This window comes from Flexivirga meconopsidis, assembly GCF_026162425.1.
GTDB classification, from domain to species: Bacteria; Actinomycetota; Actinomycetes; order Actinomycetales; family Dermatophilaceae; genus Flexivirga; species Flexivirga meconopsidis.
Map to the genome: position 1 here is coordinate 712,584 of NZ_JAOBQJ010000001.1, position 11,649 is coordinate 724,232.

11 protein-coding genes are annotated in these 11,649 nt (G+C 65.8%); 7 read left to right on the forward strand and 4 right to left on the reverse strand.

What is annotated here, in order from left to right; genetic code table 11:
- The first annotated feature begins 90 nt into the window (after nucleotides 1-90).
- A complete protein-coding gene (locus tag N2M23_RS03475) occupies nucleotides 91-1,683 on the forward strand; it encodes a class I adenylate-forming enzyme family protein (protein WP_265443307.1) in 1,593 nt (530 codons plus the stop codon).
- A gap of 276 nt (nucleotides 1,684-1,959) precedes the next feature.
- Here N2M23_RS03475 and N2M23_RS03480 read toward each other — a convergent pair whose 3' ends face one another.
- Entirely contained in the window at nucleotides 1,960-2,097 is a 138-nt protein-coding gene (locus tag N2M23_RS03480; protein ID WP_265443308.1) for a hypothetical protein, read from the reverse strand.
- 64 nt (nucleotides 2,098-2,161) lie between these two features.
- Between N2M23_RS03480 and N2M23_RS03485 the strand changes: the two genes are divergently transcribed.
- The 4 genes from N2M23_RS03485 (at nucleotide 2,162) to N2M23_RS03500 (ending at nucleotide 6,590) form a co-directional block, all read left to right on the forward strand.
- Entirely contained in the window at nucleotides 2,162-3,304 is a 1,143-nt protein-coding gene (locus N2M23_RS03485) for an RHS repeat protein (protein ID WP_265443309.1), read from the forward strand.
- Nucleotides 3,255-5,249 (forward strand): hypothetical protein, encoded by a 1,995-nt coding sequence (locus tag N2M23_RS20895; protein ID WP_265443310.1) that lies wholly within the window; start codon nucleotides 3,255-3,257, stop codon nucleotides 5,247-5,249. Before N2M23_RS03485 ends, N2M23_RS20895 begins: the two co-directional genes overlap by 50 nt.
- 116 nt (nucleotides 5,250-5,365) lie before the next feature.
- Nucleotides 5,366-5,665, forward strand: coding sequence for a hypothetical protein (locus N2M23_RS03495; RefSeq protein WP_265443311.1), 300 nt, complete (start codon nucleotides 5,366-5,368; stop codon nucleotides 5,663-5,665).
- A 175-nt stretch (nucleotides 5,666-5,840) separates the two neighbouring features.
- Nucleotides 5,841-6,590, forward strand: a complete 750-nt coding sequence (locus tag N2M23_RS03500) for an SIS domain-containing protein (protein WP_265443312.1) — start codon at nucleotides 5,841-5,843, stop codon at nucleotides 6,588-6,590.
- 65 nt (nucleotides 6,591-6,655) lie between these two features.
- Here the strand turns inward: N2M23_RS03500 and N2M23_RS03505 are convergent, their stop codons facing one another.
- The 3 genes from N2M23_RS03505 to N2M23_RS03515 all read right to left on the reverse strand — a co-directional run bounded on the left by N2M23_RS03505 (nucleotide 6,656) and on the right by N2M23_RS03515 (nucleotide 10,035).
- Nucleotides 6,656-7,723 (reverse strand): DUF6801 domain-containing protein, encoded by a 1,068-nt coding sequence (locus N2M23_RS03505; protein ID WP_265443313.1) that lies wholly within the window; start codon nucleotides 7,721-7,723, stop codon nucleotides 6,656-6,658.
- Between the two features lie 109 nt (nucleotides 7,724-7,832).
- A complete protein-coding gene (locus N2M23_RS03510; protein WP_265443314.1) occupies nucleotides 7,833-8,993 on the reverse strand; it encodes an NADH-quinone oxidoreductase subunit D in 1,161 nt (386 codons plus the stop codon).
- A gap of 79 nt (nucleotides 8,994-9,072) precedes the next feature.
- Complete coding sequence (locus N2M23_RS03515; RefSeq protein ID WP_265443315.1) at nucleotides 9,073-10,035, reverse strand: EamA family transporter; 963 nt, start codon at nucleotides 10,033-10,035, stop codon at nucleotides 9,073-9,075.
- Between the two features lie 87 nt (nucleotides 10,036-10,122).
- Here N2M23_RS03515 and N2M23_RS03520 point away from each other — a divergent pair, with 87 nt between their 5' ends.
- Together N2M23_RS03520 and N2M23_RS03525 are read left to right on the forward strand one after the other, a co-directional pair.
- On the forward strand, nucleotides 10,123-10,662 hold the full coding sequence (locus N2M23_RS03520; RefSeq protein ID WP_265443317.1) for a CGNR zinc finger domain-containing protein: 540 nt from the start codon (nucleotides 10,123-10,125) through the stop codon (nucleotides 10,660-10,662).
- A 21-nt stretch (nucleotides 10,663-10,683) separates the two neighbouring features.
- Nucleotides 10,684-11,640, forward strand: coding sequence for a DUF8017 domain-containing protein (locus tag N2M23_RS03525; protein WP_265443319.1), 957 nt, complete (start codon nucleotides 10,684-10,686; stop codon nucleotides 11,638-11,640).
- Nucleotides 11,641-11,649: the final 9 nt, after the last annotated feature.

Sequence of the window (11,649 nt, forward strand, 5' to 3'; positions counted from 1 at the left end):
AACAGTCAAGGTTGTTTGTATCTTGATTTTCGAGGATCGCCCGAGTGACGATGTGTGCATCACGTCACACACCGCGGAAGTGAGCCAGCCATGCCCGAAGCGATGCGTCCCGACCTGTCCGGTGTCGACCCGCTGACCGTCAATCTCACCCACCGGGTGTGCATCGGCGATCTGCCCACCCGCGCCTCGATCACGTATGGCGAGCGTCCCGCACTGGTCGACGACGACACGACGGTCAGCTACGTCGAGCTGGAGCGGCTCGCCAACGCGGTCGCGCGCGGGCTGCAGGCGGCGGGCCTGGCCAGGGGGGACCGGCTCGCCATACAGGTGCAGAACAGGTGGCAGAACGTCGTCACCTTCCTTGCCTGCGCGAAGCTCGGTGTCATCGCGCTGCCGCTCAACCTGGCGCTCGCGCCGACCGACATCGCCTACCAGCTCGCCGACAGCGGGTCGGTGGCACTGGTCACCGAGGACGCCCTGCTGCCGGCGGCCGAAGCCGCACTGCGCGGAGCCGACCACGAGGTGCGCCGGATCTGGGTGGTCGGCAGTGCGCCGGAGACCGTCGGCGACGTCCCCGCCGTTGACTGGACCGGATTGACCTCCGGTGACGGCAGTCGCTTCGAGAGCATCGTCGAGGACCGCGACATCGTGCACTGCCTCTACACCTCGGGCACCACCTCCCTGCCGAAGGGCGTGCTGACCAGTCATGTCGCGGTGCAGCTGTCGGCACTCAGTGCGGCGGTGGCGCTCGGGTTGCGGCCCGACGTCGACGCGGGCGCGACACCGTTGGTGCTCCCGCTCTTCCACGTGACCGCGCTGGACGCGCTGCTGCTGCCCGCGTTGCTCGCCGGCAGCACGGTGATCCTGCACCGCGGCTTCGACCCGGCCGCGGTCGCCGCCGATTTCGGCAACCACGCCGTCACCCACCTGACGATGCTGCCCGCGATGTGGGCCGCCCTGCTGGCGCAGCCGGCGCTCGCCGAGGGTGACACCGACAGCCTGGTCACCGGTCTCTACGCGATGGCCCCGATGCCTGCGCCGCTGCTCGGTGCGCTGCGTGAGCGCTTCCCGAACGCCGCGATCATCCTCGGCTCCGGCCAGACTGAGACCACGCCGGCCTCGCAGGTGCAGTGGTCCGGGCATCAGGGGGTCAAGGACGACTCGTGGGGTCCTGCGGTCGCCGCGACCGAGGTGCAGATCATGGGCCCGAAGGGCGAGCTGCTGCCGCGCGGCGTGGAAGGCGAAATCGTCTATCGCACACCGCAATTGATGGAGGGCTACTGGCACAACGCCGACGCCAACGCCGAGGCCTTCGCGCACGGCTGGTTCCACGGTGGCGACATCGGCTACCTCGACGAGGACGGCGTCGTGTGGTTCACCGACCGCGCGAAGGACATCGTCAAGACCGGCGGGGAGAACGTCTCCTCGGTCGAGGTCGAGCGCGTCGTGCTCGCCCACGAGTCGGTCGCCGAGTGCGCGGTCGTCGGCAGGCCGGACGAGCGCTGGGGTGAGGCGGTCACGGCATACGTCGTGCCGGCCGAAGGTGCGACCATCGACGCCGAGGCGCTGCGTGAGCACTGCAAGCAGCACCTGGCCGGATTCAAGGTGCCCAAGGCGTTCGAGCAGGTCGAAGCGCTGCCCAAGACCGCAACCGGCAAGATCCGCAAGGTCGAGTTGCGCTGAGAGCGCAGTGACGACTGTCGCTCTAGCTCGCCGACTGAAGAACCACCCTTTGGGGTGAGGCGCGCCCGAGATACATTGGACTACTTTCGAACGTGTCAGGGAGGCACTCGGTTTCGCGTGAAAGCGCTTGACGGGCAATGTGTTTGGCGTGTCATGGCACTGTCGTGTCGACTTTCGGTGCTGTACTGACAGTCCTGGCTGCGTGCGCTGGTTGCGCCGCCTACTTCCGTCTCAAATCTCAGGGGTATGCATGAATTCGAACGTCCGGTCGGTCAGCTACCGCCCGAAGTAGTTGCTGGTCGCTGTTGTCTCGGCTGGTTTGGTCACTGCGGGTGGGGTGTTGAGCACCGCGCCGGTCGCGGATGCTGCGACGAGTGTGTCGCCGGTGTTGACCGGGGCGCGGGGTTCGGCCACGAGGGTGCCGTTTCAGGTCAGCCCGCAGGTGTCGGCGTCGGTGGATGTGGGCACGGGGAACTTGATGGTGACCACGAAGGATCGGAGCCTGGCCGGGGTGAACGGCCAGTTGCAGCCTCTCGGCTTGGTCTTCAACTCGCTCACGCTGGGGTCGGGCTCCGCGGTGAGTAAGGGCCAGGGTGGGCGAGGGTTCTTCATGCCGTTCGGCTCCGACACTCGGCTGATCACGAACGACGATGGGTCGGTGCTGTTCGTGGGGATGGACTCCCAACAGGGCGTGTTCAAGCCGGTCAGTGGTGGCGGATACGCGCCGCCGGCGACGATGAACAAGACGTTGACGAAGAACAGTGACGGCACCTACACGGTGCTGGATGTGCCGTCGCGGCAGAAGATGGCGTTCAACACCTCGGGCGCGTTGACGTCGATCACCGACCGGAACAACAACGTCACGAAGTTCAACTACTCCGGCGGTCAGGTCAATCAGATCCAGTCCGGTGCGGATGATTGGGTGCAGGTCACGCACAATGACGATGGCACGGTGGCGACGGTCACTGATTGGGGTGGACCGGGCACGGTCAGTAGCGGCACGACCCCGGATGGTGTGCGGTACTCCTATGACTCGTCGGGCCGGTTGACCCAAATCAGGCAGGTCCCGTCGCATTCGGTAACCCCGAACCCGCCGAGCACGGTGGAGGCGTCGTTCACCTGGACCTCGGGTGGGGATTTGGCCTCGATCACTGATGGTGACGGCAACGTCACGTCCTTCACCTACGATTCGTCGCATCGGGTGACGAAGGTGTCGCAGGGCAAAGGCAGTGACCTGGCCGACACCCGGTTCCAGTACTTCGCCAGTTGGACCGATGTCGCCGACCCGAACAGTGATCAGTCGGTGCAGCCATCGGCAGCCGCGCACACCATCTACGACGTCAACACCTCGACCAAGCTGGTCTCGAAAGCGACCGACCCGCTGGGCCACACACAGTCTGCGACCTACACCCCGTTCAACGACGTCGCGTCGGCGACCAACGGAGTCGGTGGCACGTCGACGAACTCGTACTCGTCGGGAGTGAACGGTGGCCACTCGGTCACCCAGTCGACTAACCCCGACCGGCGGCACGGGCAAGGTCTCGTACGGGTCCGGGAACAGTGCGTACAACGTGACAAACTCCACCGACCAGCAAGGCAACGCGTCAGTGATGACGTATGACGGTGCCGGCAACCCATCCAGCACCACTGCGTCGGGCGGTGCTAAAGCACAGGTGGCGTTCAACCCCGATGGCACGTTGAAGTCGTCGACCGACCCGGCTGGTAACACCACGACGTACACCAACGACCCAAAGTCGAAGTACGTCACGAAGATCACCCCGCCCAGCACCGCCGCGATCGGTCCGACCACCATCACTGGCGTGCCGGCGACATCGATCACCAACGGCGCCGGGCAAACCACCAACTACACATACGACGAGCTGGACCGGGTGACGAAGTCATCCAGCACGGACGTGACGGTGAACTACACCCACTCCACGGCCGGTCGGCTAACCACGCGCGCGGACAACACGCAGAAGACAACCTACGCCTACGACGCCCGAGGAAACCTGACCTCGATCGCCACGACACCCGTCGCAGCCGGCGCACCGCCGGCATCGACAGTGAGTTACGGATACGACAAGGCCGGCAACATGACCTCACGGTCGATCGGATCCGATACGACCCGGTACGCATACGACGCGGCGAACCGTCTCGTAACAATGACCGACGGCGAAGGAAACGTCACCCGGTTCGCCTACGACAACAACAACCGTCGCACCGACACCTGGTGGATAACCAACGCGGATAATTCGTCATACTTGGCTCGCACGCATAACGAGTTCGACAAGGCGGGAAGACTGGTTCGGACCTGGACCACGAGTCAAAAATCCGGTTCGCAGCACATCGTCGACAGCTCCTATTCATACCTGAAAGATGGTGTGGACACTGGCCTAATCCAGTCGATTACTGACAACACCAACAAGACAAGCGCCAATTTGTCGGTGCTGAGCTATGACACTCAGAACCGACTCACGTCAGCGACAAATTGGAACGGTAAGAATTATTCGTACAAGTATGACAGGATGGGAAATCGAACTCAGGTCACGACCAACGGGCAAGTCACCCAGTCACTCACATTTAACGCGGACAACGAGATCACAACGCCCGGTTATGCCTACGACAAAGCTGGCAGACGCACCCAGGATAAGACTGGGAATAGTCTGATCTCGTACAACTCTGAGGGTCAAGCCATCAGCCAATACACCGGCGGCCTCATCAACAAGATGCTCTATGCTGGCCAGGGGCAGGACGAACTTGTTTCGCAAGATGACGGCAAGACGAAGACCCAATACGTCTACGGACGTGCTGACCAGGCTGGTGTGCCCCAGCTTGAGGCGACTGACCAGCTAATCACCGACAACGACGCCAACGGGCAGCCGATTAGTGTCCGGCAACGAGGCGGGAACTCACTGTTCTTGACCTACTACATCTACGACGGTCTCGGCCGGATGGTCGGTCGAGTCGCCGGTGGAGGCAGCAGCAGCGGTGTGGGCACGCTGGATGCGCCGAAGTGGGATCCATACGGAGCCGTCGAGACTGCTGCGTCCTCTGCCCCGAGCAAGACGGGGCCGAACGAAATCTTCAGTAAGAGTGCCGCAGCCTCCGCTTCCGCCGGTAGCGCTAGCCCATGGACGACAATCGGCGTTCAATCGCAGTCGTACTACCAGTACTGGAAGCGAGGAACGCGGTGGAACGACACCGCCACCGGCACCTGGACAACGGTCGATCCGATCACAATGCTGAACAATCCCAATCGTGCAAATCCATATACCTACGTTGGAGACGATCCCATCAACAACATCGATCCAGCAGGGAGGTTTGACCTTGATTGGGGAGGCGTGGGCGCCGCGGTCGGCGGTATCCTCGGCGGCGCAGCCGGGGGAGCACTATGTGGTCCGGGCTGCGCCGTCGCTGGAGGAGCTTTGGGGGCAGCCGCAGGGGGAGGCGTTGGCAACCTGTACGGCGAGGGTGAGCAGGCGACCGGTGATCAAGTTGGCAACTGGGCCATCGGCGGTGCAATCGGCGGAATCCCATCGTTTACTGCCTTCTCTCGTTATTTCTAATCTAAACTCAAGCGAGAGACTCGTGACTTGGAGGGTGCACGAACGTGGGGACCGCCTCGCGGGATGACGATGCGGCCTTGAGTTTGCACAACGCTTTTCGGAAAGGATCTTGCCTAATGTCTCGTCTTATTGTCACCAGGAAAACCCCAGTGTTTGCTTTAGCCCGGGGTTGCGCCATTCTAGTAGATGGCAAACGTGTCGGCAAGGTTTATCAGAACGGGGAATTGGTAATTCCGGTGGACGTGGGGCCAATCAAAGTCCAAGCAAAGATGGACTGGTTTTCCTCCAATCTTTGGGAATCTACAATGGGCTCTGAAGATGTTCGTATAATACTGGAAATGAATAAAAAATTGTCCTCGATTCTCCTTGCCCTGAATCCCTTTAAATCAGGGCAGTTGGTGCTGCGTGGCGTGTAGTAAAAAGTTGACATCGCGCGAGCGGACAGTTCGAACGGCGCGCTTGGAGATGGCGTGTCGGAGTGTCGATCGAGTCGCAATCTGTGTGCGCACGGTCGGCGTGCGTATGTCGGGCGTTGAAATTGTCCACGTGGCTCTTCAGCTGTAAGGGCGGCTGCTCGGTAGCCTCGGCACCATGATCGAGCACGCCGACAGCCTGCTGACCGAAGTGACGACCCGCCTCGACCGGATCGAAAAGCTCGCGCAGGAGGGCGGTCTGGACGAGGCGGTCGGCCTGCTGGCCCGCTGCGTCGCAGCCGGCGGCATTGTCCAGACGTTCGGCACGGGGCACTCGGAGGCATTCGCGATGGAGCTCGCCGGACGGGCCGGCGGCCTCATCCCGACCAACAAGATCGCGCTGCGCGATCTCGTGCTTCGTGGCGACGCCGACCGGTCCACGCTCGGCGACGGGCTGCTCGAGCGTGACCCCGACATCGCGGCCAAGCTCTGGTCCCTGGTGCCGGCATCACCGCAGGATGTCGTTGTCATCGCGTCGAATTCGGGCGTCAACGGATCGATCGTCGGCTTCGCGCTCGCCGCCAAGGAGGCGGGTCATCCGGTGATCGCGGTGACCAGCCTGCAGCACACCGCCGCGGTGGAGCCGCAGCACCCGAGCGGCAAACGGCTGAGCGAGATCGCCGACGTGGTGATCGACAACCTGGCGCCATACGGCGACACCACGCTGCAGGTCGAGGGGTATGGCGTGGGCGCCGTGTCCTCCATGACCGCCGCGTTCATCGCGCAGCTGCTGACCCTCGGGGTCGTCGAGGAGCTGGCCCGCTCCGGCGAGCCGCCGGTCTACATCTCCGCGAATGTGCCCGGTGGTCACGAGCGCAACAAGGGGCTCGAAGCGGTGTATGGCGACCGTCTGCTGCGCGGTGCCTGAATCACGTTGCGGCACAATCCAAAAGGCCCCGACGCTCGTTGCGTCGGGGCCTTTTGGATGAGGTCTTACTTGCGGCGGCCGCCCAGCCGGCGACGCGCGCCGTAGGCGAGCACGCCCACGCCCGCGGCGGCCACACCGGCACCCGCGATCAGCGAGGTGTTGGCGCTGCCACCGTCGGAGCCGCCATCGGTGATGATCGGCGGGCCGGTGGTGGTGTCGGTGGGCTCACCGGTGCCGGTGCCGGTGGTGGTCGTGCCGGGGTCGGTCGGCTCGGTGGTGGTCGTGCCGGGGTCGGTCGGCTCGGTGGTGGTGGTGCCGGGGTCGGTCGGCTCGGTGGTGGTGGTGCCCGGGTCGGTCGGCTCGGTGGTGGTGGTGCCCGGGTCGGTCGGCTCGGTGGTGGTGGTGCCGGGGTCGGTCGGCTCGGTGGTGCTCGAGCTGGACGAGCTCGGGCTGCTGCTCGGCGACTGCGCCGGCAGCACGGTCAGCGTGCCGACCTCATCCGAACCCTGAGCGGAGCAGTCGAGGAACACGTCAGCGGTGCTGCCGTCGGCCTTGGTGACGACGGTGCTGGCGGTGAAGCCGGGCGCGGAGATGACCAGCTCACCGGCGGTCTTGGCCGACAGGCCCGAGGCCGAACCGGTCGCGGTGGTGACGATCTGCGAGTTCGCCTCCGGTGGCACCGGCGTGCTGGGGATCTTCAGGTCTCCGGTGATGGTCTGCTTCTCGGTGCCGTTCACCACGCCGATCACGGTCGCGGTGCTGGTGCCGGCAATGCTCTTGCCCTGCAGCAGGTCGCGCGTCGCGTTGGACAGGCCGGCGGGGATGGACACCTTGGCCGAGATGTCGGTGCTGTAGGTCTCGCCCGCGTAGATCGCGTCGGGCGCGGTGGCGCTGATCGACACCGGGAACTCCGCCTGGTTGTCGGCGCCGGCGCCCTGTGCTCCGGGCTTGTACCAGATCTGCAGGCCGCTCGTGTCCTTGCCGAGGTAGACATTGCAGCCGAAGCTCATGTCCTTGTTGATCTCGGCGGCGTGGGCGCTGGGCGCTGAGGCGAGGGCAAACGCGCCCGCGCTGAGAGTGACGGCGCCGGCGGCGGCGCAGGTGGCCGCGAGGCGGCGGGTGAATGCAGGCACGGAAGGACCCTCCCTGGAAAGTTACTTTGCGGTAGCTACTTCACCGCAAAAAGGAAGGGTGGTCAAGGTCACATCGGAAAATTGGCGGATAATTTCCGGTGGCGCGGGCTCACTTGTCGACGTCGCCGACCACGAAGAACATCGAGCCGAGGATCGCGACCATGTCGGCGAGCAGGGTGCCCGGCAACAACGTGCTCAGCACCTGCACATTGTTGAACGACGCCGACCGCAGCTTCAGCCGCCACGGTGTCTTGTCGCCGCGGGAGACCAGGTAGTAGCCGTTGAAGCCGAGCGGGTTCTCGGTCGCCAGGTAGTCCGCGCCCTCCGGCACCTTGAGCACCTTCGGCAGTTTCACGTTGACCGGCCCGGGACCGAGTGACTCGATCCGCTCCAGGCAGGCCTGCGCGAGCTCAAGCGAGACGTGCACCTGCTCGAGCAGCACCTCCAGGCGGGCGAGGCAGTCGCCGGCTTCACGGGTGACGACGCGGCCCGGCCCACCGGGTGCGAAGAGCTCGTCATACGCAAGGTAGGGCTGATCGCGGCGCAGGTCGACATCGACGCCGGAGGCGCGCGCGATGGGGCCCGAAACGCCATACGCGGCAATGGTTTTGGGGTCGAGTATGCCGACGCCGCGCGTCCGTGCCTGCAGGATCTCGTTGCCGACCAGCATGTTTTCCAGATCGGGCAGCCGGCGGCGGACGGCATCGATCGCCTCGCGCACGCGGCCGGTCCAACCCATCGGCAGGTCGTCACGCAGACCGCCGATGCGCCCGAACATGTAGTGCATCCGGCCACCGGCGACCTCCTCCATCACCGCCTGCAGCTCCTCGCGCTCGCGGAAGGCGTAGAAGATCGGCGTGATCGCGCCGAGCTCCAGCGGGTAGGAGCCGAGGAACATCAGGTGGTTGAGCACCCGGTTGAGCTCGGCGAGCAGCGTGCGGACCCAGGTGGCGCGCTCGGGCACGTCCATGCCGAGCATCCGCTCGACGATCAGCGCCGCGCCGATCTCGCTGCTGAACGCCGACAGCCAGTCGTGCCGGTTGGCCAGCACCAGAATCTGCCGGTAGTCGCGCACCTCGAAGAGCTTCTCGGCGCCGCGGTGCATGTAACCGACGATCGGCTCGGCGGCCTTGATGCGTTCGCCGTCCAGGGTGATCCGCAGCCGCAGCACGCCGTGGGTGGCCGGGTGCTGGGGCCCGATGTTGAGCACCATGTCGGCGGTCGCGAGGCCGCCCGCACCGACTCCGACGGTGAGCTCGCGTTCAGGCATGCGGGTCAGTCTGCCAAAGCGGCGGGCGTATGGCGGGCAGCCGCCACCGGTCGAAACGCAAGCCGGGGCAGTGGAGCGGTCAGATGCCGCGCAACTCGCCGAGTCGCACCAGCGCCACGCCACCCACGATCAGCACACCGCCGGCCAACTGGATCGGCAGCGGTAGCTGGCCGAGCAACAGCCAGGCGAAGACCACCGAGAAGAGCACTTCGGACAGCGCGATGAAGGATGCGATGGTGCGGCCGAGACGCCGGGCCGCGATCACCCCGGAGAAGTAGGCCAGCGCGGTGGCGATGACGCCGAGCGCGATCAGCGGCACCCAGAAGGGCAGCTGCCGCCCGGCGAACTGTGTCGCGCCGGTCGTCGCGTGCATCGGCAGCAGTCCGGCAGCTCCGAGGGCGCCCAGCGCGAGCGCGCCCACCGCCATACCGCTGCCCGCGAGGGCCATCGGGGGCAACTCGTCATCGGCTCGTCCCGCGATCACGAAGTAGCAGGCGGAGCAGACGGCGGCGCCGAGTCCCCAGAGGACGCCGACGGTGGAGAGGCGGGCGTCGCCGAAAACATCGAGCACAAGCGCGAGTCCGCCGAGGCAGACGACCGTGCCCGCGAGGGTCGCAGCGGCCGGCCGCCGCCGGGTCCACAGCCACGCACCGAGCACCAGCAACACCGGCGAGAGGTATTCCAGCATCAGTGCCACGCCGACCGAAAGACGTTCCACCGCATAGAAATAGGCCAGTTGGCAGCCCGCCACGCCGGTCAGTCCGTAGAGACAAATCGGCAGGGCTCGCGTGCGGAGCAGCCGCCAGCGGCCGCGCAGCGCGATGATGGTCGGGATGGTCAACACCAATGCCGCGATCGCGATGCGGGCGGTCACCGCCGCACCCGGAGACCAGCCCGCGTCGATCAGTGCCTTCGCGCAGCTACCGGAGCTGCCGAACGCCGCCGCAGAGGCGAGCGCGACGCCGACGGTGCCGGGCCCGAACGTGCCGGTCGGGCGCTCGTCGACCGCGAAGACCTCGGCATCGGACACGACCGTCGACATGCACACCTCCCGGGATGTAATGAGTAAAATGCATCATGACGTATGACGACGTCGCCATCCTAGAAGCGGCGTCCGACAGGAGTCAATGTGCTTTTTGGTTATGACACGGAGTTGTCGTTGGCTGCCGCGGCGGCCCTGGTCAACACCGTCACGCAGGAGCCGGACCCCCTGGACGACGAGGAGTCCTTCCGCGCCTTCGTGACGCGCTGGCAGTGGTCCGGTCCGGTGCGGTTCGACGACGCTGAGCGCGCCGCCGTGCGCAAGATCCGGCCGACGCTGCGCGGGTTGTGGGCCGGCGACGAGGCCGAGACCGTCGACCGGGTCAACGCCATGCTGCGCACCGAGTCCGCCTTGCCGCAGCTGGTCCGCCATGACGAATGGGACTGGCATCTGCACGCGACCCCGGTCGAGGCGCCGCTGGCCTCGCGGTGGGTGCTCGACGCCGCGATGGCGATGGTCGACCTGGTGCGCGCCGGCGAGCTCAGCCGGTTGCGCACCTGCGCGGCGGACGACTGCGACAACGTATTGGTCGACCTGTCCAAGAACCGCTCCCGCCGCTATTGCGACGCGGGGTGCGGCAATCGCGCGAATGTTGCGGCATACCGCGCCCGCCAGGCGGGGCGCTGATCCCCGGGTAGCCTGCTGCCCGTGAGCAACCAAGGGGACGGCGGCGGACCGCGCTATCCGGACGGGCCTGGCGCGCAGCCGTGGAACACCGGTGGGCAGCCGACCGGGCCGAACACCGGCCCGACGATGTCCAATCCGCAGGAGTCCTATTACGACCGCTACTCCGAGCGGTCCGGCGAGGGCATTCAGTTGCCGAGGCCCGACGGGCCGAGCGGTCGGGGCAAGACGCTGATCGCGCTCGCCGTCGCGCTTGCCGTGATCGTCGCGGGTGGTGCGGTCTTCGCCCTGACCCGCGGCGGTGACTCCACGTCCACCGACGCGGCGTCCTCGGGCGGTCAGACACCGGATCGCGCACCGGTGACCGCAACCACCTGGACCAACCCGACCAAGGCTGCCGGCGGGCGGGCACTGCAGCCGGGCTGGCAGTCGATCAACGGCAGTTCGTTCGTCAACGGCCAGTACGACGTGCCGGTCGCCGGCTGGAAGCTCGGGGAGTCGGGGGACCGGCGTGGCTATGCCGATTACAACGGCAAGCCGGTCATCACCGCGCTCGCACCGGCGACGTACGGCGACGGCTACTGCGCAGCGGACAAGAGTGAGTTCACCGCCTGGACGGGCCTGGTCAAAATCGGCAAGCGCGACCCGTCCGACGCCGGTCCCGATGTGGCGCAACGGTTCGCCGACGCGATCGCGCAGAAGAAGGACGGCTCGAAGGCGCCGATGGGCAAGGTCTCAGCGGGTGAGCAGATCAAGATCAACCAGGGCGCACTGGCGGCGTTGCACTACACCATCACCACCGAGGGCGGCGACCCGTCCAAGTGTGACAAGGCCGGGACCAAGTTCGAGGTGAACAGCGTCAGCTACTCGACCGGCGGCGAGTCCGGTCAGCTCGTGCTGATCAGGCGGTTGGGCGGTCCGAAGGAGTTGTCCGCAGCCGACGTCGACAAGATCATCGGAACCTTCCGGCCGCAGAATTGATCCAAGGCC

Coding starts and splice junctions, on each gene's coding strand:
- N2M23_RS03475 (WP_265443307.1), top strand. CDS start 91: ATGCCCGAAGCGATGCGTCCCGACCTGTCCGGTGTCGACCCGCTGACC.
- N2M23_RS03485 (WP_265443309.1), top strand. CDS start 2,162: ATGGTGACCACGAAGGATCGGAGCCTGGCCGGGGTGAACGGCCAGTTG.
- N2M23_RS03495 (WP_265443311.1), top strand. CDS start 5,366: ATGTCTCGTCTTATTGTCACCAGGAAAACCCCAGTGTTTGCTTTAGCC.
- N2M23_RS03500 (WP_265443312.1), top strand. CDS start 5,841: ATGATCGAGCACGCCGACAGCCTGCTGACCGAAGTGACGACCCGCCTC.
- N2M23_RS03510 (WP_265443314.1), bottom strand. CDS start 8,993: ATGCCTGAACGCGAGCTCACCGTCGGAGTCGGTGCGGGCGGCCTCGCG.
- N2M23_RS03515 (WP_265443315.1), bottom strand. CDS start 10,035: ATGTCGACGGTCGTGTCCGATGCCGAGGTCTTCGCGGTCGACGAGCGC.